Below are 26,299 nucleotides of genomic sequence, written 5' to 3'. Positions count from 1 at the left end.
TTACAACACAAACCAAAGCCGGTGCTAAAAAAACTTTCCATACAGAACTACGCCATCATCGACGAGATCACCATCGATTTTTCGCCGGAGCTAAATATCATCACAGGTGAGACCGGCGCGGGAAAAAGCATTTTGATGGGCGCACTCAGTTTGATATTGGGTGAACGCGCCGATAGTTCTGTTTTGGTAAACACACAGAAAAAATGTTTTATCGAAGGAACGTTCACCGTTGATGCAAAAAAACAAGTCACAGCATTTTTACAGGAAAATGAATTTGATGTGGAAGAAGAACTTGTTCTGAGAAGAGAGATCGCCGCCAACGGCAAATCGCGCGCCTTCATCAACGACACACCCGCAACACTGCAGCAATTGAAAGGACTTGCATCCCTTCTTGTTGACCTCCACCAGCAATTCGACACGCTTGAACTGGGTGATTCGGATTTCCAGCGGCAGGTAATGGATGCACTCGCCGGCAATGAAACAACGCTTGCCTCCTACCAGAAAGCATACCAGCAATGGCAAACCGCGGGCAAAGAACTGATGGCGCTGCAGCAACAAAAAACAGATTTCAACAAAGAACTCGATTACCACCAGTTCCTATTCAATGAACTGAACGAGATCAACCTCAAAGAAAATGAGCTTGAGGACCTCGACGCTGAATTGAAATTATTGAGCAACGCAGAAGGCATCAAAACAACACTGTCAAAAGTATACTTTGACCTGAAAGAAAGCGAACAGCCACTGGTACAGGTACTGAAACAGCTCATCAACCAATTGCAGGGATACGCATCTTACCACCCAGATCTTACCGGCGTGATAGAGAGAATGCAAAGTGCGCAGATAGAATTGCAGGATATATCAGACGAAGTGGACCGGATCAACGATGCGGTGAACTACGATGAACAGCGGATCGAATTCATCAACCAACGCCTGATGGAGGGGTATAAACTTGTAAAAAAACACGGCGTACAAAATACAAACCAGCTTCTCGCCATTCAAACGGAACTGGAAGAGAAACTGAAAGCCGTTCTCGAGATTGACGATTCCATAGCAGCAAAAGAAAAACAGGCAGCAGCCCTGTTCACCGAAGCAAATACACTCGCAGAGAAGATCTCGAAGGCAAGACACAAACAGGTAAACCCGCTTGCAGAAAAAGTGAACCACCTGCTTACACAGGTAGGCATGCCCAATGCGCGGTTGAAGGTGGAGTTGAAAGAAACTGCACTGCAGGCATCCGGAAAAGACCAGATCGATTTTCTTTTCGATGCCAACAAAAGCAACCGCTTCGAGCCCATACGCAAAGTGGCGAGCGGTGGCGAATTGAGCAGGCTGATGTTGTGCATCAAATCGCTCGTGGCGCAATCCATCGATCTGCCCACCATGATCTTTGATGAGATCGATACGGGTATTTCGGGAGAAGCGGCCAAACAGGTTGGACTCATCATGAAAGGATTGGCATCAAACCGGCAAATCATCTGCATCACCCACCAGCCGCAGATCGCGGGCAAGGCGAATGCGCATTTCTTCGTGTACAAGGAGATCAGGAACGATGCGGTAAAAACAAACATACGCCTGCTTGATCAAGACGAACGCATCACCGCCATCGCACGCATGCTGAGCGGCGAGAAACCTACTGCAGCGGCTTTGGAGAATGCGAGGGAGATGATGAATTGATCGGTTTTGGACCCAGGGCGTTGTTTTTTACACTAAGTATCGCATCCCAAAAAAGCCCGGAGCGCACAGCTCAAAGCTCGTTGCTATTCTCTACTTTTACACCTCAAACAAACCAACTATGGCATACAACTTATTAAAAGGCAAACGTGGTATTATCACAGGCGCACTGGATGAAAATTCGATCGCCTGGAAAGTAGCGGAGAAATGTCACGAAGAAGGCGCAACCTTTGTATTGACCAATGCCCCCATCGCGATGCGTATGGGAGAGATCAACAAGCTGGCGGAGAAAACCGGGTCGAAGATCATACCGGCAGATGCAACAAGCGTGGAAGAACTTACTACACTCTTCACACAATCCCAGGAAGTATTGGGCGGCAAGATCGATTTTGTGCTGCATTCGATCGGCATGAGCGTGAACATCCGTAAAAAGATCCCATACACAGAACTCAATTACGACTATTTCAATAAAGGCATCGATGTATCCGCGATGTCGTTTCACAAAATGCTCGCCGTTGCCAAAAAGCTCGATGCGATCAATGAATGGGGAAGCGTGGTTGCGCTTACTTACATGGCAGCGCAGCGAACCTACCCGTTCTATACAGACATGGCCGATATCAAAGCGATGCTCGAATCGATCGCGCGCAGTTTTGGTTACCATTATGCGGTTGATAAGAAAGTTCGCATCAATACCGTTTCCCAATCGCCAACCAAAACAACGGCCGGTACAGGCATCAAAGGTTTCGGCGATTTCTTTGACTATGCCGATGCGATCTCCCCACTGGGCAATGCCAGCGCTGAAGATTGCGCCAATTACTGCGTAACGCTGTTCTCCGACCTTACCAGGATGGTGACCATGCAGAATTTGTTGCACGATGGCGGCTACTCATCAACCGGTGTGAGCAACGCGATATTAGAGAAACTCGGTATTTCAGAATCTGAATAAACAACCATATGCCCGTATTAGCAGCCATACCGCCCGATATGATCCCGTACATCGGTTATTTCGGATCGTTCTTAACAGCCATCACTTTTATACCGCAGGTATATAAGTCGTGGCAATCAAAAAGTGTGGGCGATCTGAGTATACTTATGGTACTGATCGTTGTACTCAGCACCATCGTATGGCTGGTATATGGCTTCGCGGTAGACAGCGGCCCGGTGATCGTTGCCAATTTTATTGTGCTGGCATTGACGCTGGTATTGCTTTACTTCAAGATCACCTTTAAAAAGCAGCCGCCACTGTCTTAGCGTATTGGCGCTGCCGTCGGGAACAACAGGATCGAATCATCACTAAAATCAAAACCATGAACCGTATCATCCATTTCACACGCCAGGGTATGCTGGCAACTGCATTCTGCATGGTTGCCCATATGGCTTCGGCGCAAAGCCCGGCGGCGCAGACATCTGTTGAGCTGGGAGGCAAAACCATCTCGGTTAAATATTCGGCACCTTCGGTAAGAGGGAGGGATATATTCGGGGCAGCCGGCCTTATCTCTAAAGAAACCAACTTTCCGATCTGGCGCGCCGGCGCAAATGCGGCCACAGCATTTCATACCGATGCCGATCTGAAGATCGGTAACCTGGATGTGCCCAAAGGGGATTATACCCTGTTTGTAAACATTGCCGACGCCAATAACTGGGAGTTGGTGATCAATAAACAAACGGGCCAGGGCGGGCTTACCTACAAAGCGGAGAACGACCTCGGGCGCGTTAAAATGAAAATGAGCGCACCCGGCGCACCCATCGAGCAACTGAACTACAAACTTACCCTGCTGGGCAATGGCAAAGCATCGCTCACACTCGGTTGGGAAAAACACATCGGAGAGGTTCAGTTCACCGTACGTTGATCGGTACACCTGCAACAAACAAAAAAGCCATTCAAAAACTGAATGGCTTTTTTACATCGGTATTTTGATGCGGGAACAACAGCCCCGCAGGCACACACATATGCCTCCTGTTTCACGGGAAGCCGGTGCGGGCTCAGTATTCGTCTTCGTTGAACATAAAGTCTTCCTGGCTCGGGTAATCGGGCCAGATGTCTTCGATGCTCTCGTACACCTCTCCTTCGTCTTCCAGCTCCTGCAGGTTCTCTACCACTTCGAGCGGTGCGCCGCTGCGGATCGAATAATCGATCAGCTCGTCTTTTGTTGCCGGCCAGGGGGCCTCTTCCAGGTAACTTGCCAATTCTAATGTCCAGAACATATTTTACCTTTTAATTTTTTGCAAATGTAGCCGTATAAACGAAACCACCAAATGTGAGTTTTCATCTTTTCATGAAGAAATGTTTAAAAATTCGTGCCGAACTGCCGTCCTGTTGTACGTTTGTATCCATAATTTAACCCACCGGGATGCTCAAAGCCGAACAGATCAAGAAGAAATACAACGAATTAACCGTACTGAAAGGTGTGGATCTTGAGGTCCGCCAGGGTGAGATCGTAAGCATTGTAGGGTCTTCGGGCGCTGGTAAAAGTACATTGCTCCATATCCTTGGAACCCTTGACAAACCTGATTCCGGCGCCATCTGGCTGAAGGGCGAACGCATAGACCAGCTCACGGGCAAAAAGCTTGCAGCTTTCCGCAACAAACACATTGGTTTTGTTTTCCAGTTCCACCACCTGCTGCCCGAATTCAGCGCACTGGAAAACGTTTGCATACCGGCATGGATAGCGGGCCAGAAAAAAAAGGAGACCGCCGCAAGGGCCATCCAACTGTTAACAACTTTAGGGCTCCAGGACCGCATGGAGAACAAGCCGCAGCAACTTTCAGGCGGTGAGCAGCAACGGGTGGCGGTGGCCCGGGCGCTGATCAACAACCCCTCCATCGTATTCGCCGACGAACCCACCGGCAACCTCGACAGCACCAATGCCCGCGAACTGCACGAATTGTTCGTAAGCCTCCGCAACGATTTCAACCAGACATTCCTCATCGTAACCCACAACGAGGAGCTGGCCAATATGAGCGACCGCACCCTGCATATGCGGGATGGGATGATGGTAAGCTGATACAGGGCAAACCCTAATGTGCTTAATTAAAACCCGCTCCCGGCGCCAAACTCCCAACTTCTGAGTATATTAGGGTAAACCAAAACTACTGCCATATGAAAACGCCCGCTGTAAAATTCGGGGTGTACGCGCTGCTGTTCACCCTTGTATGGACCGTTATCGAACACGTACTCGGTTACAACACCACCAACCACGAAACAGGACAATATGCAAGAATGCTCGGCGCACTGGTATATTATGTGCTGATCTTTGTTGCCATTTACCAGACAAGAAAACAACAGGGCGCGCTCAGTTTTGGCCAGGGGGTAAAGGCCGGGATGACGGTTGCTGTTATCTACAGCATCGGCGTTGTGATCATCTATAGTATTTATGGGGAAGTGATCAACACGCAATTCAAACCAACCCTGATGGAATTCGAACGCGCCAAAATCACAGCCACCGGCGCCTCGCAGCAGGTAATAGATGCCCACTTAAAGATGGTAGACATGAGTTCCGGCGGATCAGTGCTCTCGTACTGTTTTCTCTTTGTACTTATGATGGGTTTCGGACTGGTTCTTTCACTCATCGGCTCGGCAATATTCAGGAGAGGGGCGGCAAAAGCACAAAGTTAGCATCGTGTTTAAAACCACGGGGTACGGACTGCATCTCATTTCGTACCCCGTACTTATACCCTGGGTTTCCACGCGATCTCCGGAGCATTCAGCAGGTGACCGATGTAACGGGATAGCACGAACAGGTGATCGCTCAACCGGTTGAGGTATTTGATCACGAGCGGATCCACAAAAACATCCTGTTGCTGCATGTTTACACAGCTGCGCTCCGCCCGCCTGCAGATGCAGCGCGCAACATGCGTTGTTGATACCGCTACATGCCCGCCGGGTAAAATAAATGATTTCATCGGGGGCAGTACCCCGTTCATTTTATCGATCTCCTGTTCCAGCAGTGTGATGTCTTCTTCTTTAAGATCGGGCATTTTCATCAACGGCTCCTTTTCGGGATCGCAGGCAAGCGATGAACCAATGGTAAAGAGCCGGTCCTGGATCTCCTTCAGTATTTTCCTGGAATGATCGTCGGCCAACAGATCGCCCACCAAACCGATGTATGAATTCAACTCATCCACCGTACCATACGCTTCAATGCGTATATGACTCTTAGGCACTTTCGTTCCGCCGATAAGCGATGTCTTTCCCTGGTCGCCTGTTTTAGTATATATTTTGAGAGCCATGATTTAGCGTTTGGAGTAAAAGTTGGCGATTGGAGCAAAACCGGGCAGGATGCAGGATAACTATTTCCCTGCGCCCATTTGCCAGCTGCTTTTCTGCGTATCTGTTTCCACCAGTCCATCCCTTAAACGAACCACGCGGTGGGCGTAATTGGCGATGTCTTCTTCGTGGGTCACGAGCACAACCGTGTTACCCGCCTCCTGGATCTTGCCGAAGATCTCCATCACTTCAACCGACGTTTTTGTATCGAGGTTACCGGTGGGCTCGTCTGCAAGCAGGAGCGAAGGATTGTTCACCAACGCACGGGCGATGGCCACACGCTGGATCTGCCCGCCGCTGAGCTCGTTCGATTTATGGTGACTGCGTTCTGCGAGCCCAACTTTATGCAAGGCCTCCATCGATCTTTCAATCCGTTCTTTCTTGCTCACCCCGGCATAGATCAGCGGGAGCGCCACATTCTCCGCCGCCGTTAAACGCGGCAGCAGGTTGAATTGCTGGAACACGAAACCGATCTCTGTATTGCGCACTTCGGCGAGGTCATCGTCTACCATCTTGCTTACATCTTTGCCATTGAGAATGTACCTGCCGCCTGTGGGAGAATCGAGGCAGCCCAGGATATTCATCAGCGTACTCTTACCGCTACCCGACGGGCCCATGAGCGCCACATACTCGTTCTTGAAAATATCAAGCGTTATGCCCTTCAAAACAGGAATGGCCTGCGTACCCATGAAATAACTTTTCTGGATGTCTTCGAGGCGGATGATGACGTCGTTCATAATTGATGCGGTTTATCAGGTTGCCGGTTGATCGATCTGTGGTTAGGGGTTTGCCGGTTTGTGCCCCCGGCCAATTACGATCGGTCAATCAAAAAACAATTTACTTCTTTATTACTTTAGGCACTTTAAAAAACACCTCATCTTTTACCGGCGAATTCAACAGTGCCTCTTCGCGGCTGATAGAGCCCCGGACCACATCTTCGCGCAACACATTGGCCGCATCGCTGATGTGAAGCAATGGCTCAATGCCGGTCGTATCCACCTCCCGCAGCTTTTCCACGAACGCCACCATTTTTTCCAGCCCTTCGCGGATCTGCTCTTTCTCCGATTCGTTGAACCGCAGCCTTGCGAGGTGGGCCAGGTTTTCTACTGTTTTGTTGTCGATGGTCATAAGGCAAAAATAGCTGTTCCCCGTGAGCATAAGCCACAAGCCCATAAAATCACCAAAAAAGCCTGCGACCCGCGGCCAACAGCTAAAGGGTTTTCCCTATCTTCGGTAAATAGTTGCATAACTAACTAATTTTAAGAAAAGCTATCATTATGAAACGTTCTATCAGGAAAGTTGCTGTTTTAGGGAGCGGTGTTATGGGTTCGCGGATCGCCTGCCATTTTGCGGGCATTGGTGTGCAGGTATTACTGCTCGATATGGTTCCCAAAGGTTCTGAAGAAAGTACCAAACCCGCCGAGCGCAACAAACTGGTGAACGATGCCCTGCAGGCCGCCGTTAAAAGCAACCCCTCGCCCGTGTTTACAAAAGATGTGCTGAAAAGGATCACCACGGGAAACTTCGACGATAATATGAAAGACATCGCTTCCTGCGACTGGATCATTGAAGTGGTGGTGGAGCGGCTTGATATCAAACAACTCATTTATGAAAAAGTAGAACGGTTCCGCAAGCCGGGCACGCTGGTTACTTCCAATACATCGGGTATCCCGATCCATATGATGGCAGAGGGTAGAAGCGATGATTTCAGGAAAAATTTCTGCGGCTCGCATTTCTTCAACCCGCCGCGCTACCTGCGTTTGCTCGAGATCATCCCTACACCGCACACCGACCCTGCCGTAGTAGACTTCCTGATGCATTACGGCGACCTGTACCTCGGGAAAACAACCGTGCTCTGCAAAGACACGCCCGCATTCATTGCCAACCGCATCGGCGTGTTCAGTATCATGAGCGTATTTCACATCATGGACAAACTGGGTTTGACGATAGACGAGATCGAGGCGCTCACGGGCCCGGTGATGGGACGCCCCAAATCCGCCACCTTCAGAACAGGGGATCTGGTAGGTATCGATACACTTGTGAAAGTGGCGAAGGGGGTTGCCGACAACTGCCCCAACGACGAAGCAAAAGAAGTTTTCACGATCCCGGCATGGCTCGATACCGTTGTTAAAAACAACTGGCTCGGCGATAAAACGGGACAGGGTTTTTTCAAAAAGATAAAATCGGCCGAAGGCAAAGAGATCCTTACGCTCAACCTCCAGACAATGGAATACGGCGCAAGAATAAAACCAAAATTTGCCAGTATCGAGGCCGCCAAGCCCGTTGAGGATCTAAGGCAAAGAATAAAAATGCTGAATGCCGCGCCGGATAAAGCAGGTGAGTTTTACCGGATGTTTCACTACGCCCTGTTCTCTTATATCTCCCACCGCATACCCGAGATCAGCGATGAGATCTATCGCCTGGACGATGCTATGAAAGCCGGCTTTGGCTGGGAGATCGGCGCTTTTGAAACATGGGACACGCTTGGCGTTGCCAAAACAGTTGATGCCATGAAATCCGCCGGATACAAGGTTGCACCATGGGTTGAGGAGATGCTTGCAGCGGGCGCCACAGGTTTTTACAAAGTGGAAGCGGGCAAACGTTTGTATTACGATGTTGCTTCAAAATCATACAAAGCATTACCGGGTGGCGAAGCGTTCATTATTTTGAACAACCATGCAGACAAGCTCGTTTGGAAAAACAGCGCCTGCCGTTTGTACGATATAGGAGACGGCGTTGCAGGCTTCGAATGGAGCAGCAAAATGAACAGCATCGGCGGCGAAGTACTCGAGGGTTTGAACAAGGCGATCACAACGGCAGAAGAAAAATTCAAAGGCCTCGTGATCGCGAACGACGGACCCAACTTCAGCGCCGGCGCAAATGTGGGTATGATCTTCATGCTTGCCATTGAACAGGAATACGATGAGCTCGACATGGCCATCCGCATGTTCCAGAACAGCATGATGCGCGTACGGTATTCTTCCATACCCGTTGTAACGGCGCCACACGGGCTTTGCCTTGGCGGGGGATGCGAAATGAACCTGCACGCCGATAAAATATGCGCTGCCGCAGAAACATACATCGGTCTTGTGGAGCTCGGCGTGGGATTGATACCGGGCGGCGGAGGCACCAAGGAATTCGCATTGCGCGCCGGGGATGAACTGCATACCGATGAACCGGAGACCGTAACACTCAAAGACCGCTTCTTCTCCATCGCCACCGCAAAAGTGGCAACTTCTGCGCAGGAGAGCTTTGATATGGGCATTATGCGCAAAGGGCACGACGAAGTAGTGATGAACATAGGCCGACGTATCGCGGAAGCGAAAAAAAGTGTGATCGCGTTGTACGACGAAGGTTATTCGATGCCTGTTCAACGCAACGATGTGAAAGTGATGGGCCGCCTCGGGCTCGGTGCGATGCTCGCCGGCATCAACGGTATGTGGCGCGGCAACTACGCCACAGATCACGATGCACTCGTGGCGCGCAAACTTGCTTATGTAATGTGCGGCGGCGACCTTACCAGCCAAAGCCTTGTAAACGAACAATACCTTCTTGATCTTGAGAGAGAAGCTTTCCTGAGTTTGTGCGGTGAGAAGAAAACCCTCGAGAGAATACAGAGCGTGTTAAAGAGTGGAAGGCCGGTTCGCAACTAGTCATTACTTATCAATAAAAACAAGTTGAATAACGCCAGGGAAAATGCTGCTCGCAGGTGCGTTTCTCCAGTGTTGTTCAACTTGTTTTTGTTTCGGTTAAATGCCCGCTGTGGCGTCAGATCAACCCGAACTTCAACCGCACATAATTGGGTCTGTCTTTGGTGAACACATAGGCCAGTTCTCCTTTCATGTCTTCCACCATTTTCTTGTATGCCAGTAATATGTGCTCGTCCTGCATAGCCGGCGCATGAAGCACATTGGTGATGCGGTATTTTTTAAAATAGTCTTCAGAAGCTCGCCCTGCCTGCATTTCTGCACGGCTCATGAGCTCGACGATGCATTTGCCATCGCTGTCGGTTACGTACACGCTGATGATGGCTCCCTTTTCATTCACCTGCAGCATATCGGCAAACAGCCTGTAAAACACCTGTTGAAAAAACAGCCGGTCTACCTGCACCATCATCGATGCGGGCGACAAATGCAGGTGAATGCCGATGGCGCTTTCTTCGGCCTTCTCCACCTGGCTGGTAACGGTCTTTTCTATTTCAGGAATAAGATCGACGGGTGCGGGGTCGTACCCGATCTCCATAACACCGTTCTTTTCAAGCGAAGCTGCGTTGCGGTTAAAATAATCGAGCTTGGCAATAGGGCCGTTAACCGCACTGAGAAAGCGTTTCAGGTCGTCTGTAATGCTTTTTATTTCCCGCCTGTTAAAAGCGTGGGGCATGGCTGGATGGTTGTTGATTGAATGTAAGCAATTAGTTTGTAGTTTGTTCCGATCGGGTACCGGTTTTGCTGCAAAACCCCTTTCGTATCGGCAATCCGGCGTTTCGTCAATATTCCATTTTGTTCCCGAATATCTTGCTACCTTCATCAAGCATCTTAAAACCTTAACTATTATGCAGCCAGTACTTTCTATCAATGGTGTTGCCAAAGCTTATGGGGCCATCAAGGCGCTGAAAGGCGTTTCGTATGATGTTCCGGAAGGGTCGGTGTTCGGGATACTCGGGCCGAACGGCAGCGGTAAGACCACCATGCTGAGTATCATCCTCGATATTTTAAAAGCCGATTCGGGAACCTTCTCCTGGTTTGGCCAGCCGGGCAGCCCCGAAACACGCAAAAAGATCGGATCCTTATTGGAGACGCCCAATTTCTATCATTACTTATCGGCGGTAGACAACCTTAACATTACGCATGCCATCAGCGGGCGGGGTGATGCGAAAGACATCGACCGTGTATTGGAGATCGTAAAACTGAGCGAGCGGAAAAAGAGCCGTTTCAGCGCATACAGCCTGGGTATGAAACAAAGGCTGGCGATCGGCGCCGCGCTTTTGGGCGATCCGGATGTACTGGTGTTTGATGAACCCACAAACGGCCTGGACCCTGTGGGCATCGCCGAAATCAGGGAACTGATCAAGGAATTGTCGAAACGCGGCAAGACCATCATTATGGCCAGCCACCTGCTCGATGAGGTTGAAAAGGTTTGTACGCATGTGGCCATCATGAAGAAAGGCGAACTGCTGACAGCCGGCGCAGTTGACGAGGTTTTGTCGAACGAAGACATCGTGGAAGTTTCATCAAGCGACCCGCAAAGGTTGTATGCAGAACTGAAAAGTTTCCCTGGCTATTCGTCTATCAAACAGGATGGAAAGAACATACAGCTGTTTTTCCCGCTTGCCACTTCGCAGCTGGAACAGGTGAACCGTTTTTGTTTTGAAAAAGGCATCACGCTGAATCTTTTGCTGGTGAAGAAGAAAAGCCTTGAATCGAAATTCTTTGAATTAACCAACGACTAACTCTAAAACGAACAACATGTTTGCGCTTATAAAAATTGAATGGCTTAAGATAAAAAAATACCCCGCATTCTGGTGGATGCTCGGTATCGTTGCCCTCACCTATCCCGGCCTGAACTGCCTGATGTATTATGGGTACCTCGAGTTTACGCAGGGAAAAGAAGTGACCAGCAACCTTGCCAAGATGCTGCTCGGCAACCCTTTTGCTTTTCCTGAAACCTGGCATTCCGTTGCCTATTTCTCCTCGTTCTTTGTTTTGCTGCCATCCATTCTTGTGATCATGATGGTAACGAACGAGTACACTTTTAAAACACACAGGCAAAACATCATCGATGGATGGAGCCGCCAGCAATACATTACCAGTAAGCTGTTTGATGTGTTGATCGTAGCCGTGATCGCCACCGTGGTTTATATCCTTGTTGCGGGAGGCTTCGGCATCTATGCCGACGCAGATTCAAAAGGAAGATGGGCCGAACAGGCGCAGTACATCCCGCTGTTTTTACTGCAGACTTTCGCCCAGCTATCGATTGCGTTCCTGCTCGGGTACCTGGTGAAAAAGGCGTTCATCGCCCTCGGCATTTTTCTTTTCTATTACCTCGTACTGGAAAACATTGCGGTGGGCTATGCCACTTTCAAGCTGAACGACATCGGCAGGTTCCTGCCCTTCGAGATTTCCGACCGTTTGATACCGCGCCCTGCTTTCTTCTCTAAATGGGGAGAGGCACAAAAGGCCAGCTACAACAAAGCCATCTCGATTATTCCAGAGCATGTGGTGCTGTCTATTTTGTTAACTGCGGCTATATGGGGCATTTGTTACTGGGTACACAAGAAGAGAGACCTGTAAACTTTTTCGGCGAACGAGGCATTGTGCTTCGCAACCAACGGGCTTACCACCGGTTCACGTTACTGCATGGCAGGCGTGCACCGGTAGTAAGCTCTTTTTTTATCTATCTGCCAAAGTGTTCAACCGCGCACGAGATCTCTCAATGCATCACCTATCGTTGGAAAACGGAAGGCAAACCCGGCGGCTTCGATCTTCTTTGAAGAAACGGTAGCGCTCTTCAACACTTCGATACTCATCTCTCCCAACATCGCTTTCAGCACGAACGAGGGAACATGTATGGTAACGAACGAATTACCGCGTAATGTTTTGGCAAGGGCAATCGTTAATGTTTTGTTTGATACCGGCCCGGGTGCCACTGCATTGTAAACACCGTGCAGGTTTTCATTCCCGATTGCATCGATGTACATGCGGCAAAGATCATCTATATGGATCCAGCTCACAATCTGTTTTCCATCTCCCAAAACCGCTGCCACAAAGGCTTTCAGGGGCTTTTTGAATTCTTCGAGCGCACCGCCGGTCTTGCTGAGCACAATGCCGGTCCTTAATTTTACAAGCCGTTTACCCAACGCCGTAACAGGTTCGATGCTCTCTTCCCATAGCCTGCAGGTTTCTCCAAGAAACGCAGTGTCGGCTGGTTGTGTCTCAACAAAACCCTGTTCCCGGCTCGCTTCCGTATCAGGTCCGTACCAACCGATAGCGGAGGCGCTCACCACTGTTTTTATTTTATTGGGGACATCATGCATGGCTTTTACAAGCAGTGCGCTGCTTTGGGTACGGCTTTCCACGATTTCCTTTTTTCTTTTCTCGCTCCATCGTTCATCAGCAACGCCGGCTCCCGCAAGATGAATCACATGATCCGCATCTGCCACGGCTTTCTCATCGATGGTTTGGTTCCCGGCATCCCAGTTGGCGTAACGTATGCCGGGGTGTTTGTGCTTTATTTTGTGCGCGTCGCGTGTTAAGACGATGACACGGTGTTGCTGTGCGAGCAACAGTTTTGCAAGCTGTGTGCCGATCATTCCCGTGCCGCCGGTTATGAGGATTGTAGACATGGACGAATCATTAATAATTAGGAATTAGTAATTAGGAATTAGGAATTGGTAATGATTTGCGGTTTTGTGGTTTTCTGGTTTCCTTGTTTGGATTTCAACAGAAATCCGGTTAAAAAGTTCACCAACAAAAACCCCCGACTCATCATCGGGGGCCACAACTAAAATCACCAATTTTAAATACACAATTATAGCAAGCAAAGGCTAGTCGGGTTTTTTGCCATCCAGGAATGTGTTGATGGTTGAGATCTGCGTCTGGTCGTTCTCGTCTTTTCCCACAGTATACTTGCTGTAGAAGTTTTCTACAGAAGTAAGTGTATTACCGAACAGTTCCATGTTCCTGCGTACATAGGCCGGCACTGCGTCAAACTCATTGTTTGCATCTGATGAATTGTTCATGTTGAACGAGAGGTTGCGCAGTTTCTGGATCCTTTCTGCGGCCCTTCTTTTCTGGTCCTCCGCTTCGTCTGAATATTCGTCGTTAAAAGAACTGAGATCGGCCTGTGGCATTGCTTTCGGCTCTTCCTTCATTACGATCTGCATTTCCATTTCTGTTTCTTCCACTTTCGGAGCGGGTGGTGGCTGTGGCGCCGGTGCCGGTTTGATTTCCGCTACCACCGGCTTTTTCACGGGTGCTTCCTGCTCTGCGTAAATATTGGATGGCTTGCTCAGGAAACTTCCAATGGTTGAAGCGGGTTGTGTGGGCTGCTCGCTTACCTTGAAGCTAACCAGTTCTTCCCTTTCTGTTTTTGGAGCTTCTGCTTTTGCAGGCTCTTGTTCTTTTACTTCTGCCGTGATCTCCGGGCTCAGTTCAAACTGCAGCACCATCGATTCTTTTTCCTGCACCACCTCTTTCACTTCTTCATAAAAATGCACGGGTGCTGAAGTGAACTCGGGTTTGTTGAATACAGTCAGGAGGTTTTCTATCGGTTGTCTTTCCTGCAGGCTTGGTGCGAGGAAATCCTGTTTCTCTTCGTTGATCACGGAAAGCACTTCCTGGAGCTTTGGCGACACAGGCGTTGGCTCAACCGCCGCAGGTGTTGGTTGCGGCGCCGGTGCTGCCACGGGTGTTGTAACAGCGGCTTTCGGTACTTCAGTCTCCAGCGTCATCACAATTTTTTCAGGTTGTGGTTCTGCCTGTTTTACGGCAACCGGCTTTGCAAAAGGGTCTTTGTGTTCAAATCCTGTTGCGATAAGGGTGATGCCGATCTTTTTATCGAGGCCGGCCTCGTAACCCATACCAACGATCACATCCGTATCGGGCCCTGCCTGCATCCTGAGGTAGTTATTGATCGTTTCCAGTTCATCCATCGTACACTCGTGTTCTCCTTCTGCGCTGTTGATGTTGATGAGGATCCATTTTGCACCGGTGATGTCGTTGTCGTTCAGCAATGGAGAAGACAATGCTTCTTCGATCGCGCGCTGCGCCCTGTCTTCGCCTTCCACCTCTGCTTTACCGAGTATGGCAACGCCGCCGCTTTTCATTACGGTACATACATCCGCAAAATCGACGATGATGTGCCCACGGCTGTTGATGATATCGGTGATGCATTTTGCTGCGGTGGCGAGTACATTATCCGCTTTGCCAAACGCTTCCTTCATTTTCAGGTTGCCGTACTGGATGCGGAGCTTGTCGTTGCTGATCACGAGCAGCGTGTCTACAAAGGGTTTCAGTTTCATGATCCCTTCTTCCGCCTGCTGCAAACGGCGCGGCCCCTCGAAACCAAATGGTGTGGTTACGATACCCACCGTGAGGATGCCGAGTTCTTTACAGATCTGCGCAATGATGGGCGCGCCACCCGTACCGGTTCCGCCACCCATACCTACGGTGATGAACGCCATCTTGGTGTTCACTTCCAATATCCTTTTGATCTCTTCAAGAGACTCTTCTGTTGCTTTCTTGCCCACTTCAGGGTTAGCGCCTGCACCCAAACCTTGTGTAAGGTGCGGCCCCAGTTGAATCTTGTTCGGGATGTTGCTTTGCTCAATGGCTTTCGCATCTGTATTACAGATAATAAAATCAACACCTTCGATATTCTGTTCAAACATGAAGTTTACTGCATTACTTCCTCCACCTCCCACACCCAATACTTTGATGATGGAAGATTTTTGTTTGGGAAGATCGAAATGAATCATAGCTGGCTTTTTAAAAATTGATAATAGCGGTTTCTTTGTTGGTTCTTTCGTTTACGATTACCCGGTTTGCGGATTGGTTATTTGTGTTACAAATACCTTACCAACAAACCATTCAACCAATAAACTACTTAACCAGGAACTTTTCTCACAAGTCGGATAGTATATAACGGTATTACCAAGCCATTTATTTTATAACCTGGTCCTCTTCTTCTTTAAACATATCGATCAGGTTGTTCTTGAACTTATCCCAGAACTTTCCCTTGCGCGCGCTTACGTCTACAGATGCAGCAGGGGCAACGGTTTCAGGCGCCGGGGCTGCCGCTTCAACGGTGAGTTTTTTCGGTACTTCCACTTTCTTGAATTTTTCCGAGAACTCTTTGTACTTGTGATCGTAATCGCTGTATCCTTTTAAAATAAGCCCGATACAGGTTGAGTACATCGGCTTTTTTAACTCTTCTATATGATTAGGCGCAAGGTGCTCGTTGGGCAAACCGATGCGTGCATTCAACCCCGTTGTATATTCTGTTAGCTGGATCAGGTGCTTCAACTGCGATCCGCCACCGGTAAGAATGATCCCGCCATTGAGCATGCGGCTGTCCAGTCCTACCTGTTTCAAATGATAAGTAACAAAATCGAGGATCTCGCTCATGCGCGCCTGGATGATGGCCGCAAGGTTTTTTACACTGATCTCTTTTGCCGGCATGCCCTTCAGTCCGGGTATTGTTATATAAGCATTGCTTTTTGCTTCGTCGGCCAATGCGCTTCCGAACTGCACCTTCATGGCTTCGGCCTGGCTCTTCAGCACACCGAGGCCCATTCGGATATCGTTCGTGATGTTCTCCCCGCCAAACGGGATCACCGCGGTATGTTTCAATATGCCTTCGTAAAAAACCGCGAGGTCACTGGTACCGCCACCAATATCCAGTATGGCAACACCCGCTTCCATATCAATCTCACTCATAACAGCGCTGGCCGAGGCAAGCGGTTGCAGAACGAGGTCCTTTGTTGTGAGGCCGCTTCTTTCTACCGACCGGTTGATGTTGCGGATCGCGTTCCTGTCGCCGGTAATGATGTGGAAATTCGCACCCACCTTCACTCCATTGTACCCAACCGGATCTTTGATGTTCTGTATATTGTCTACATGAAAATCCTGTGGGATCACATCAATGATCTGGTCGCCCGCCGGGATAAAGGTCTTGCGCTGGTTGTTGATCAGCTGTTCTATCTCGGGGCGCTTGATCTCTGTGTCCGGGTCGTGGCGCACAATGTCTCCGCGTGTCTGCAGGCTTTTGATGTGATGCCCCGCAATACCCACATACACTTCGCTGATCTCAAGATCAGGATTGCTTTCATAGCAGTTCTCAAGGGCAGATTGTATCGCTTTGATCGTCTGGTCGATGTTCAGTACCTGCCCGTGCTGCACGCCATTGCTGTTGGCGCGGCCAAAACCAAGGATCTCCAGCTTACCGTACTCGTTCTTACGGCCCGCAATGGCGGCTATCTTGGTGGTTCCGATGTCAAGACCAACAATGATTGGTGATTCATTGTGATTCATAGATGGTGTGTTTTAGTTGTTAGTATGCTTAGTTGTGTATTTATTCCCGGGCCGGTAACGCCTTATTGTTTTTTCAAAACGGCTTTCGGTTGCGGCTTTACCGGCTTCTTACTTTGTTTCCTGTTCACTTGTTTCTTACCTACTGGTGTTAACGCCTTTTTTACTCCTTTATTGTTTGATTTAGATGCTGAATTTGTTTTCGCCGTATTTTTTACCCCGCTCTTTACCATTGCAGCTGGTTTTACAACCGCCGCACTGTCTTTCGCCGGTTTAACGGCTGTCGGTTTTGGCGGTGTTGTTACGAGACCGCTGTCCATCACCGGCTGCGACTGCGCCATTAAATTCTGCATCAGCAGCTGCGCCCTTGCAGAATCTACCTGGGCCCTGCCTGTTCCTTTTCTTACGGCCACCACCTGGTTGCTGTACTGCACATCCAGCTTTTCGTAGGTGTTGAGGCCGTTCTGCAACCATGCCTTTTTATAAAACGTGTACAGGTGACTGAATTTTCTTTCGATGTTGTTTGCATCGCCCAGCGCCACGATATGATCTCCCACCACCGGTACCATTTCAAAAGTGGATTGCGGGGTGATGTCTATCTGCGCCACCTGCGCCATCCAGAACGAATCTGCAAGAATGTATTTGCCCAGTGCAACCACGTTGTGCAAAAGCATACTGTCTGGCGCCGCCAGTTTTTTCCTGTCTGTCGGAAACCCCGTGAACGATGGAACGCGTGCCGATAATTTATCGCTCAAAGGCAGCCGGAGCGCGCCGCTGTCGAGGTAAAACGAACTTCCATCCAATGTAAACACCCTTGCCACGGGTTGTCGTTCTTCGATGCTCACCTGCAGCACCTGGTTGTTGTCTAAAAACATTTCCGCGTTCTTCACCCATGGGTTGCGTTCAACAACCTGTTCCATCGAGCGGAGGTTGAGTTCTGCGATCGGGTAGCCTTCTACTTTGCCGGTGCTTCGCAGGATCTCCATCACATCTTTCTCATCGATGAACATATGCCGCTCCGCGCCGCTGATCTCAATTTTTATGCCCGCACAAACCTTATGGTTTTTCTTTTGCACAGCTGCGCCCAGCAGTACGATCGCCCCGATGCCTGCCATCGCCCAGAGGGCGCTCATTGCTATTTTTTTCCAGTTGTACCTGCGCATTTAACTCAATAATTCTTTCACGGGCCCAACAAGTGCGTCTATATCACCTGCGCCGGCCATTACGATCAAACGGGGTTTGTTTTCCGCCACCCATGTTTTTATTTCTTCTTTACCCAATACTTTTTTGTTGGGATTGTTCATCTTTGAAAGAAGCAACTCACTCGTTACCCCTTCCATCGGCAACTCGCGTGCGGGATAGATGGGCAGAAGGATCACTTCATCCGCCTGGTCCAGGCTCGCCGCAAACGCATCGGCGAGGTCTTTTGTTCTGCTGAAAAGATGCGGCTGGAAAACAAGCACCAGCTTTTCTTTATCAAATATGCTTCTCACCCCACTGATCAATGCATTGAGTTCCTCTGGGTGATGCGCATAGTCATCGATCAGAACATGCTGCTCGTTTTTAAGCGCATACTCGAACCTTCTTCTTACACCCCTGAAATCTGCTACGGCCGCCCTGATCTTTTCATCGCTGATCCCGATGTGTTTCGCAACGGTGATGGCCGCAATGCTGTTCTCGATGTTGTGCAGTCCGCCCATATGCAGCGTAACCTCTTTGATACTCCACTCCCTGGCCACCACATCAAAAACATAGCTGCCGTTCTTTACTTCGCGGTTCGCTGCATAAACATCGGCGCCGGTGTTCTCAAAACTGTACGTGTAGTGATGCGCCGCATTCAATTCATTGCCTCTTTCCAACCCGTATTTTGAAACCAGGCAACCGCCGGGTTTTACTTTTTGCGAGAACTGGATAAATGCGTTCACCACTTCTTCAGGCGTTCCATAGATATCGAGGTGATCGGGATCCATCGCCGTTACGACCGCTACATCAGGAACGAGTTTTAAAAAGCTCCTGTCGTATTCATCGGCTTCAACCACCACCACGTTTCTTTCATGGCTCCAGAAATTGGTATTGTAGTTTGCGGCAATGCCCCCTAAGAAAGCATTGCAACCATAACCCGAATGACGCAGCAAATGCGCGATCATAGAGGTAACGGTTGTTTTACCGTGTGTGCCCCCTACGCAGATGTTGAAGGAGCCCTCGGTGATCCATTGCAGCACATCACTTCTTTTCACCACGGTATAATTGTTCTCGCGGAAATATACCAGTTCTGCATGCTGCGCGGGAATAGCGGGTGTATACACAACCGCGTCCACATCTTTCGGCAGCGCATCCACCCGTTCTTCGTAATGGATGGCGATGCCGCTTGCTTCCAGTTCGCGTGTCAAAGGCGTTGGGGTTTTATCGTAACCGCTCACTTCCACGTTCTTCGATCTGAAATAACGCGCCAGGGCACTCATGCCAATTCCACCGATGCCGATGAAATAGATCTTCTTTATGTCGTTTAGTTTACTCACCTGATGTGTTTCAATATTTCTGCCGCCACTACCTCGTCGGCATTTGTTACCGCCAGTGCGTGGATGTTTGTTTGCAGCAACCGCTGTTGTGCCTCGTCTTTTGCAAGCGCAACCACAGCGGCCACCAATTTCTCTTTTGCTTCGTTGTCTTTCACGATCAAAGCCGCATGCTTGTGCACCAGGTTCATCGCATTGGATGTCTGGTGGTCTTCTGCCGCCAAAGGATACGGAACAAATATGGTGGGCTTGGCAGCTACGCACAATTCTGTAACCGCCATAGCGCCTGCGCGGCTGATCACTATATCCGCGGCGGCATAGGCCATTTCCATTTCCCTGATAAAATCATTCACCCAGATGTTCTTTTTTCCCTCTCCTATGTGTTTGTATTCGGCCGCGGTTGTTTTACCGGTTTGCCAGATAAGCTGCAGGCCGTTCTCTTCAAAAACATCTATGTGCGCAGCAATGGCTTCGTTTATGCTTCTTGCACCCAGGCTTCCGCCTACGGCAAGCACTGTTTTTTTACCTGCATCGAGCCCGAAAAATTGCTGGCCATCTGCCCTGCTGTGCGTTGAATGCGCGATCGCACTGCGAACGGGGTTACCCGTGATCATTATTTTATCCTTCGGGAAAAACATTTCCATCCTGTCTGAGGCCACGAAGATCCTAGCGGCCTTCTTTCCCAACATTATGTTTGCCCTTCCTGCAAAAGAATTGCTCTCGTGGATAAATGTGGGTATGTTCCTGGTTTGCGCATAACGTAAAACAGGATAGGTTGAATAGCCGCCCACACCAATGACCGCATCGGGCTGAAAACTTTTCATGATCGACCTGACCCTGAAGAAACTCTTCAGCACTTTAAAAGGCAGTGCAACATTTTTGACCATGGATTGCCTGTTCAGCCCGGCAATATCCAGCCCTTCTATCTGGTATCCTGCCTGCGGAACTTTTTCCATTTCCATTTTTCCCCTGGCGCCGATGAATAATATTTCGATGCCCGGCTCCTGTTTTGTTAATGCGTTGGCGATGGCGATGGCAGGAAAGATGTGGCCGCCCGTGCCGCCGCCGGCGATGATGATGCGGGTGCTCCTTCCCCTTCCGGCACCACCGCTTCCCTTCCCGTGGGGATGGTGTAGTGGTGATGCTTTGCTGGTTGTGTTATCTGCCATTTTTATTTCTTCAATTACTTATGTTATTGTTATGCGGGTATGGGTTCTGCCTGTGCTGCGTTTTCTGCAGGTGGAATTTTTCCTTCTACCAGTTCCACGTTTCTTGCAACACTAAGCACGATGCCGATGGCGGCGCAGGTGAACAGGAATGAACTTCCGCCCATGCTCACCAATGGCAGCGTTACACCGGTTACGGGAACCAGGTTTACGTTTACCGCCATATTGGCCACCGCCTGTATCACCAATGTAAAGCTCAGCCCCAATGCCAGGAACGCGCCGAATGCATACGGGCATCGCCTGAAGATCCTGATGCACCGGAAGAGGAACACGAGGTAGATGAATATCATAAACGCACCGCCGAGCAACCCATATTCTTCTATGATGATGGAATAAATAAAATCGTTGTAAGCCTGCGGTAAAAAATTACGCTGCCTGCTGTTTCCCGGGCCGAGCCCCACCAATACGCTTCCATTTGCGATCGCGATCTTTGCCTGCTGCACCTGGTACGGTGTTTCTTTGTCTGTTGCGTAAATAAAGGACTGCACCCTGCTGACCCAGGTACCAAAGCGCCCGAACGATTTCGCCTTTTCTGTTACGGATGTCTTGGGTGCATCTTCTTTTGATTTACCATCGTAGGTTGCAACTGCCACTGCTATGATGAGGGTAACCGGTATCAAAGCGACGCCGATCGTCAGGAAAATATGTTTCAGGCTCACGCGGCCGATGAACATCAGCAGCAGCGATGTTGCGCCGGTGAGCAATGCGTTGGAGAGGTTGGCGGGCATGATCAATGCACAGATGATCATTACGGGTGCAACCACGGGTATGAACCCTTTCTTAAAATCCTTGATCACCTCCTGCTTTTTACTGAGCAACCGCGATATGTACATGAACAAAGCAAGCTTCGCAAAATCGCTGGTCTGTACCGTCATGTTGATGATCGGCAATTTGATCCATCGGCTTCCATCGTTGATCTTGGCGCCAAACAAAAGCGTATACAGCAACAACGGAATGGAGGCAAGGAACAGTATCGTTGCCACCCTCGAAAAAATGGTGTAGTTGATGCGGTGCAGGAAATAGATCAACAGCAATCCTACCAATGTGAAGGAGATCTGTTTGAAAAGGTACACATTCGTATTTCCCTTGTACATCTTATATGCCAGTGATCCGGTAGCGCTGTATACAACAAGGATCGAGATCAGCGACAACAACACCACTATCCCCCAGATATACTTATCTCCCCTCGTACGCTGCACAAGCTGTCCGCGCATTCCACCAATGGAAGGCATCTGGGCAAATAGGGTATCTTTTAGCTCTGACATATTTCTGATCCGGAATTTTCGGTTATAGTTCTTTTACTGCATCCTTAAACTGTGTTCCCCTGTCTTCGTAATTTTTGAACAGATCGAAACTTGCACAAGCAGGACTGAGCAAAACCACATCACCTTTCTGCGACATTTTGAAAGACGCGTTCACGGCTTTTTTTGCCGAATCTGTTTCCACGATCACCGGAACAATGTCTTTAAAAGCCTCTATGATCTTTTTATTGTCCACTCCCATACATACGATCGCTTTTACTTTTTCTTTTACCAGGTCGGCGATCAAACCATAATCATTACCCTTATCGGTACCACCCAATATGAGTACCGTTGGTTTATTCATACTCTCGAGTGCAAACCACGTGCTGTTCACATTCGTGGCCTTGCTGTCGTTGATGAACTCAACACCTCTAACCATTGCAACAAACTCCATGCGGTGCTCGAGGCTGTGAAAATTCTTCACTGCTTCGCGGATCTTTTCTTTGCGGATGCCAAGGGTTGCCGCTGCAATACCTGCTGCCATAGTGTTGTAGTTGTTGTGTTTGCCTTTCAGCGCAAAATCGTAGATACTCATGCTTACTCTTTCTTCCTGGATGCGCAGCATCATCTGGTCGCCCTTGATGTAGCCGCCTTTTTTTACTTCTTGTTTCATAGAGAATGGTAATGGGTTAGTATGAATGGTTAGTAATGGGAGTTTTTTTGTGATCACTTCATCGTCCAGGCAGTAAATGAAATAATCTTCTTTTGTCTGGTTCTCGATCACCCTGAACTTACTGTTGATGTAATTCTCAAACCTGTAGTCGTACCTGTCTAAGTGATCTTCTGTAATGTTCAGCAACACTGCTATATCCGCACGGAAATCTTTGATATCGTCCAGTTGAAAGGAACTTACTTCTACCACGTATACCTCTTTCGGATCCTGCGCCACCTGTTTTGCAAACGAGATCCCGATATTGCCCACCATCGCGCAATCGAGCCCGGCTGTTTTGCAGATTTGGTAGGTTAAAGCGGTTGTGGTGCTTTTCCCGTTGCTTCCCGTGATCGCAACAATTTTGCTGTTACCCTTAAACCGGTACGCCAGTTCAATCTCACTGATCACGGGTATGTTTTTGGCCCGGATCATTTTTACCAGTTCGTTTTTTTCGGGAATGCCCGGGCTCTTCATCACTTCGTTTGCCGCAAGTATTCTTTCTTTTGAGTGTTGTCCTTCTTCAAATTCGATCCCGCTGTCCGTTAATTCCTGCTTGTACGCCTGTTTGATGGTTCCGCCATCGCTTACAAATACATCATACCCCTGTTTCTTGCCAAGGATAGCCGCACCTACGCCGCTTTCGCCTGATCCGAGTATGATGAGTTTGTGCTTCATTGTTGTGTTACGGTTGTTTGCCTCTTGCCTTTATTTTTTGTTTCGAATGATGGTACGCTCTTTTGTTTCTTCACCTTACCTGATCTTGAGCGTTGCAATCGATAACACCACACAGATAATCGTTATGATCCAGAACCGGATCGCGATCTTGTTTTCGTGAAAACCTTTTTTCTGGTAGTGGTGGTGCAACGGGCTCATCAGGAAAACCCTTCTGCCCTCGCCGAATTTCTTTTTGGTGTATTTGAAGTAGGTAACCTGTATAACCACGCTCAGGTTTTCTATCAGGAACACGCCACAGAAGATCGGTATCAGCAATTCTTTTCTTACGATAATGGCGAGTGACGCGATGATACCGCCCAGCGCGAGGCTTCCCGTATCGCCCATAAATACCTGTGCGGGAAATGCGTTGTACCAGAGAAACCCGATACAGGCCCCCACAAACGCGCCAACAAAAATGGAGAGCTCGCCCAGGTTGGGGATGTACATCACATCAAAATAATCCGCGAAAATGTAGTTACCGCTGATGTATACAAACACGCCGATACCCGCACCAATGATCGCACTCACACCACCGGCCAGCCCGTCGAGACCGTCTGTAAGGTTGGCACCATTTGATACTGCAGTGATGATGAATGTTACGATGAGTATGTAAATGATCCAGGTATATTTCTCAGCGCCCGGGCCTATCCAGCTGATCAGCCTGCTGTAGTTGAATTCATGGTTCTTTACAAATGGAATGGTGGTGATCGGCGTTTTTACTTTTACGAATTGCTTCTCCACACCATTCAGCTTTCTCACAACAATGTCTGAATCTTTTGCGAGGCGCTCGCCTTTCTGCAACGCGGCCAATGGGCCCTGCGGACTGCTGATCACTTCTCTCTCAACAGTTACGGCATTGCTGAAATAAAGGGTCAAGCCGATGATGATTCCCAAACCGATCTGCCCGATGATCTTTGATACGCCCGCAAGCCCATCACTGTCTTTCTTTTTGTATGCCTCACCTTTTTCCTGTGCTTTTTTTCTTGCGCGGATCTTGAAGAGATCATCAAGGAAACCGATCACTCCCAGCCACACCGTGCAGAGTACCATCAGGCGGATGTACACTTTGTCGAGGTTGGCAAACAACAAGGTCGGGATCAGGATACTCAGCAGGATGATGATACCGCCCATGGTTGGCGTTCCTTTTTTCTGCGTCTGTCCTTCCAGCCCAAGATCACGCACACTCTCGCCGATCTGTTTCTTCTTCAGGAACGCGATGATGCGCCTGCCATAAACAGTTGCAATTACCAGCGACAGGATCACCGCCATCGCAATACGGAACGTAAGGAACTGGAACAGTCCCGCGCCCGGAATGTGAAACTCTTTGTTCAGCCAACTGAATAGATAGTACAGCATAGACGAAGCGGGTTTGTGGTTTGGTTTATTGGGTTATTCCTGTTTTCGGTCTTTCTTATTCCTGTGTTCCTGTTTTCTGCACATCTATTTGCCAAGCAACTCAAACATCTCCCGCAGGATCTCTTTGTCGTCGAATGGATGTTTTACGCCTTTGATCTCCTGGTACTTCTCATGGCCCTTCCCGGCGATGAGGATGATGTCTTCTTTGTTCGCGAAGCTCACCGCCGTTTTGATGGCTTCCCTCCTGTCTTCAATCGATATGTATTTTCTTTTGGCCGAGCTTGTGAGCCCTTCTTCCATATCCCTCAGTATCTGCGCGGGATCTTCTGTTCTCGGGTTATCGCTTGTAAGGATCACGCGGTCGCTCAGGTCGCAAGCCGTCTGCGCCATCACCGGCCTTTTTGTTTTATCGCGATCGCCTCCGCAACCCACCACCGTGATCACCTGCTCATATCCTTTGCGTAATTTTTTGATCGTCATCAATACATTTTCCAAAGCATCCGGCGTATGTGCGTAGTCAACTATTCCTATGATGAGGCCACTGCTAACGCTGTAATCAAATCTTCCTTCGGCGCCGGTGAGAAGGCTGAGCGTGGTTAAAACGGTCTCGCTCTCTTCGCCCAGGCAAACGGCTGCGCCGTACACCGCTAACAGATTGTATGCGTTGAATTCGCCGATCAGGCGGAAATGAACTTCCTTGTCGTTTACCTGCATCACCAGCCCCGTTAATACATTCTCCAGGATCTTCCCTTTGAAATCGGCCATCGTTTTCAGGCTGTACAGGTATTTTTTAGCATGTGTGTTCTGCAGCATTACCTCCCCGCGTTTGTCGTCTGCATTCGAGATGGCGAACGAGGTTGATGGCAGGTCATCAAAGAATTTCTTTTTAACGCGTATGTATTCTTCGAATGTTTTGTGATAGTCCAGGTGATCGTGCGTGATGTTGCTGAACAATGCGCCCGTAAAATGCAGGCCGGTGATGCGGTGCTGGTGTATCGCATGGCTGCTGCATTCCATGAAAACATGCGTGCAGTTCTCATCGAGCATGCGTTTGAGCAGTGCGTTGAGGCTAACCGCATCGGGCGTGGTATGCGTTGCAGGAATGATCTCGTCTGCGATCTGGTTCTGCACCGTACTGATCAACCCGCATTTGTAACCGAGCTGTGTAAACAGTTTGAATAAAACAGTGGCGATCGTTGTTTTGCCATTCGTTCCGGTAACACCCACCAGCTTCAGTTTTGCCGAAGGCTCGCCGTAAAACTGGTGCGCCATGTAAGCCACGGCTTCATTGGTATTGGTTACTTCGATGTAGGTAACACCTTCGGCCATTGACGCGGGCAATTGTTCGCAAACGATGGCCACCGCGCCCTGGGAAACTGCTTTTTCAATGAAGGCATGCCCGTCAGACTGCGCGCCGCGTATGGCAACAAATACACAGCCCCCGCTCACTTTGCGGGAGTCGATCTGTATTGATGTTACATCAACACTTGTACTTCCCTGCACTTTCTTCAGGTGAACCTTGTACAATATGTCTTTTAATACTGCCATGCGTTTATTTATTTTTCAGCC

Annotated in this window: 24 protein-coding genes; 9 read left to right on the top strand and 15 right to left on the bottom strand. The window is 49.2% G+C overall.

The features are described 5' to 3' along the window. Window positions 1–21: 21 nt before the first annotated feature. The 4 genes from recN (at window position 22) to GWC95_RS04460 (ending at window position 3,521) form a co-directional block, all read left to right on the top strand. Complete coding sequence (gene recN, locus GWC95_RS04475; protein ID WP_161817456.1) at window positions 22–1,674, top strand: DNA repair protein RecN; 1,653 nt, start codon at window positions 22–24, stop codon at window positions 1,672–1,674. A gap of 118 nt (window positions 1,675–1,792) precedes the next feature. Beyond that, on the top strand, window positions 1,793–2,617 hold the full coding sequence (locus GWC95_RS04470; RefSeq protein ID WP_161817455.1) for an enoyl-ACP reductase FabI: 825 nt from the start codon (window positions 1,793–1,795) through the stop codon (window positions 2,615–2,617). Between the two features lie 8 nt (window positions 2,618–2,625). Then, complete coding sequence (locus tag GWC95_RS04465; protein WP_202630206.1) at window positions 2,626–2,922, top strand: SemiSWEET family sugar transporter; 297 nt, start codon at window positions 2,626–2,628, stop codon at window positions 2,920–2,922. A gap of 56 nt (window positions 2,923–2,978) precedes the next feature. Continuing rightward, entirely contained in the window at window positions 2,979–3,521 is a 543-nt protein-coding gene (locus GWC95_RS04460) for a DUF2911 domain-containing protein (protein ID WP_202630205.1), read from the top strand. Window positions 3,522–3,654: 133 nt separating this feature from the next. Here GWC95_RS04460 and GWC95_RS04455 read toward each other — a convergent pair whose 3' ends face one another. Further along, window positions 3,655–3,876: a DUF2795 domain-containing protein gene (locus GWC95_RS04455; protein ID WP_026751298.1), complete on the bottom strand. Its 222-nt coding sequence runs from the start codon at window positions 3,874–3,876 to the stop codon at window positions 3,655–3,657. A gap of 146 nt (window positions 3,877–4,022) precedes the next feature. Between GWC95_RS04455 and GWC95_RS04450 the strand changes: the two genes are divergently transcribed. Both GWC95_RS04450 and GWC95_RS04445 read left to right on the top strand, forming a co-directional pair. Next, complete coding sequence (locus GWC95_RS04450) at window positions 4,023–4,676, top strand: ABC transporter ATP-binding protein (RefSeq protein WP_161817454.1); 654 nt, start codon at window positions 4,023–4,025, stop codon at window positions 4,674–4,676. 95 nt (window positions 4,677–4,771) lie between these two features. After that, a complete protein-coding gene (locus GWC95_RS04445; RefSeq protein ID WP_161817453.1) occupies window positions 4,772–5,287 on the top strand; it encodes a DUF4199 domain-containing protein in 516 nt (171 codons plus the stop codon). A gap of 53 nt (window positions 5,288–5,340) precedes the next feature. Here the strand turns inward: GWC95_RS04445 and GWC95_RS04440 are convergent, their stop codons facing one another. From GWC95_RS04440 to gatC, 3 genes are all read right to left on the bottom strand, one after another. Then, a complete protein-coding gene (locus GWC95_RS04440) occupies window positions 5,341–5,901 on the bottom strand; it encodes a cob(I)yrinic acid a,c-diamide adenosyltransferase (RefSeq protein ID WP_161817452.1) in 561 nt (186 codons plus the stop codon). A 60-nt stretch (window positions 5,902–5,961) separates the two neighbouring features. Next, entirely contained in the window at window positions 5,962–6,675 is a 714-nt protein-coding gene (locus tag GWC95_RS04435; protein ID WP_202630204.1) for an ABC transporter ATP-binding protein, read from the bottom strand. A 100-nt stretch (window positions 6,676–6,775) separates the two neighbouring features. Then, the gene (gene gatC / locus GWC95_RS04430; RefSeq protein WP_161817451.1) at window positions 6,776–7,066 is read right to left on the bottom strand and encodes an Asp-tRNA(Asn)/Glu-tRNA(Gln) amidotransferase subunit GatC; all 291 of its coding nucleotides are present in this window, start codon (window positions 7,064–7,066) and stop codon (window positions 6,776–6,778) included. A 149-nt stretch (window positions 7,067–7,215) separates the two neighbouring features. On the opposite strand from gatC, the gene GWC95_RS04425 reads away from it, so the two are divergent. Further along, complete coding sequence (locus GWC95_RS04425; protein ID WP_161817450.1) at window positions 7,216–9,591, top strand: 3-hydroxyacyl-CoA dehydrogenase/enoyl-CoA hydratase family protein; 2,376 nt, start codon at window positions 7,216–7,218, stop codon at window positions 9,589–9,591. Between the two features lie 115 nt (window positions 9,592–9,706). On the opposite strand, the gene GWC95_RS04420 is transcribed toward GWC95_RS04425, so the two are convergent. Further along, a complete protein-coding gene (locus GWC95_RS04420) occupies window positions 9,707–10,318 on the bottom strand; it encodes an ATP-binding protein (protein WP_161817449.1) in 612 nt (203 codons plus the stop codon). Between the two features lie 172 nt (window positions 10,319–10,490). On the opposite strand from GWC95_RS04420, the gene GWC95_RS04415 reads away from it, so the two are divergent. Beyond that, window positions 10,491–11,387: an ABC transporter ATP-binding protein gene (locus GWC95_RS04415; protein ID WP_161817448.1), complete on the top strand. Its 897-nt coding sequence runs from the start codon at window positions 10,491–10,493 to the stop codon at window positions 11,385–11,387. 16 nt (window positions 11,388–11,403) lie between these two features. After that, a complete protein-coding gene (locus GWC95_RS04410; protein ID WP_161817447.1) occupies window positions 11,404–12,228 on the top strand; it encodes an ABC transporter permease in 825 nt (274 codons plus the stop codon). Between the two features lie 119 nt (window positions 12,229–12,347). On the opposite strand, the gene GWC95_RS04405 is transcribed toward GWC95_RS04410, so the two are convergent. The 10 genes from GWC95_RS04405 to GWC95_RS04360 all read right to left on the bottom strand — a co-directional run bounded on the left by GWC95_RS04405 (window position 12,348) and on the right by GWC95_RS04360 (window position 26,278). Continuing rightward, window positions 12,348–13,280, bottom strand: a complete 933-nt coding sequence (locus tag GWC95_RS04405) for a TIGR01777 family oxidoreductase (protein ID WP_161817446.1) — start codon at window positions 13,278–13,280, stop codon at window positions 12,348–12,350. A 201-nt stretch (window positions 13,281–13,481) separates the two neighbouring features. Continuing rightward, the gene (ftsZ, locus tag GWC95_RS04400; protein WP_161817445.1) at window positions 13,482–15,413 is read right to left on the bottom strand and encodes a cell division protein FtsZ; all 1,932 of its coding nucleotides are present in this window, start codon (window positions 15,411–15,413) and stop codon (window positions 13,482–13,484) included. Between the two features lie 184 nt (window positions 15,414–15,597). Continuing rightward, complete coding sequence (gene ftsA, locus GWC95_RS04395) at window positions 15,598–16,968, bottom strand: cell division protein FtsA (RefSeq protein ID WP_161817444.1); 1,371 nt, start codon at window positions 16,966–16,968, stop codon at window positions 15,598–15,600. Between the two features lie 62 nt (window positions 16,969–17,030). Further along, complete coding sequence (locus GWC95_RS04390; RefSeq protein WP_161817443.1) at window positions 17,031–18,098, bottom strand: cell division protein FtsQ/DivIB; 1,068 nt, start codon at window positions 18,096–18,098, stop codon at window positions 17,031–17,033. Between the two features lie 30 nt (window positions 18,099–18,128). Continuing rightward, complete coding sequence (gene murC, locus GWC95_RS04385) at window positions 18,129–19,484, bottom strand: UDP-N-acetylmuramate--L-alanine ligase (protein WP_161817442.1); 1,356 nt, start codon at window positions 19,482–19,484, stop codon at window positions 18,129–18,131. Further along, window positions 19,481–20,650 (bottom strand): undecaprenyldiphospho-muramoylpentapeptide beta-N-acetylglucosaminyltransferase, encoded by a 1,170-nt coding sequence (murG, locus tag GWC95_RS04380; protein ID WP_161817441.1) that lies wholly within the window; start codon window positions 20,648–20,650, stop codon window positions 19,481–19,483. The genes murC and murG overlap by 4 nt, the downstream gene beginning before the upstream one ends. 29 nt (window positions 20,651–20,679) lie before the next feature. After that, window positions 20,680–21,972: an FtsW/RodA/SpoVE family cell cycle protein gene (locus tag GWC95_RS04375; protein WP_202630203.1), complete on the bottom strand. Its 1,293-nt coding sequence runs from the start codon at window positions 21,970–21,972 to the stop codon at window positions 20,680–20,682. Between the two features lie 22 nt (window positions 21,973–21,994). Then, complete coding sequence (gene murD, locus GWC95_RS04370; protein ID WP_161817440.1) at window positions 21,995–23,335, bottom strand: UDP-N-acetylmuramoyl-L-alanine--D-glutamate ligase; 1,341 nt, start codon at window positions 23,333–23,335, stop codon at window positions 21,995–21,997. A 75-nt stretch (window positions 23,336–23,410) separates the two neighbouring features. After that, window positions 23,411–24,730, bottom strand: coding sequence for a phospho-N-acetylmuramoyl-pentapeptide-transferase (mraY, locus tag GWC95_RS04365; protein WP_161817439.1), 1,320 nt, complete (start codon window positions 24,728–24,730; stop codon window positions 23,411–23,413). A gap of 84 nt (window positions 24,731–24,814) precedes the next feature. Beyond that, a complete protein-coding gene (locus GWC95_RS04360) occupies window positions 24,815–26,278 on the bottom strand; it encodes a UDP-N-acetylmuramoyl-L-alanyl-D-glutamate--2,6-diaminopimelate ligase (RefSeq protein WP_161817438.1) in 1,464 nt (487 codons plus the stop codon). Window positions 26,279–26,299: the final 21 nt, after the last annotated feature.

Source organism: Sediminibacterium roseum, from assembly GCF_009939005.1.
GTDB lineage: Bacteria > Bacteroidota > Bacteroidia > Chitinophagales > Chitinophagaceae > Sediminibacterium > Sediminibacterium roseum.
This window is presented reverse-complemented; position numbering and strand designations above follow the sequence as displayed.